The organism is Streptomyces kronopolitis, from assembly GCF_014646275.1.
Taxonomy (GTDB): Bacteria; Actinomycetota; Actinomycetes; order Streptomycetales; family Streptomycetaceae; genus Streptomyces; species Streptomyces kronopolitis.
Genome location: NZ_BMND01000111.1, coordinates 1 through 612, shown reverse-complemented (window position 1 = coordinate 612; position 612 = coordinate 1). Strand labels below are relative to the sequence as shown.

General features: G+C 45.4%; 1 protein-coding gene. It reads right to left on the bottom strand.

Features of this window, described 5'->3' with window-relative positions; genetic code table 11:
- Window positions 1–612, bottom strand: a 612-nt coding sequence (locus IEY78_RS35375) for a GTP-binding protein (protein ID WP_189104826.1), incomplete at both ends; no start/stop codon positions are given.

The following is a 612-nucleotide window of genomic DNA, read 5'->3' as shown; positions in this document are numbered from 1 at the left end:
ATCTTGCTCGGCTACGGCTTCTACAAGCTTTTCTCGGTATTGTTTAGCCTTTTCTAACAAATCGCTAGGGATTTCTTCCACATCGTATTTGGCTCCCATGGTTTCATTATTCCAAACAATCGCTTTCATTTGGACCAAATCAATCACGCCAATGAAAGTGTCTTCAGCCCCAATAGGGATATTAATAGGCACAGGGTTAGCTTTCAAGCGAAGCTTAATCTGGTTTTCTACATTATAGAAATTCGCCCCAATCCTATCCATTTTATTAACAAAAACAATCCTAGGCACGCCGTATTTATTCGCTTGACGCCACACGGTCTCGCTTTGAGGTTGCACGCCCCCAACCGAGCAAAACACCGAAACCGCGCCATCTAGCACGCGCATGGATCGCTCCACTTCAATAGTGAAATCCACATGCCCTGGAGTGTCAATCAAATTGATTTGGTGATCCTTCCAAAAGCAAGTCGTTGCCGCAGAAGTGATGGTGATCCCTCTTTCTTTTTCTTGCTCCATCCAATCCATTGTCGCCGCGCCGTCATGCACTTCACCAATCTTATGGCTCACGCCTGTATAGAATAAAATCCTTTCAGAAGTGGTGGTTTTCCCGGCATC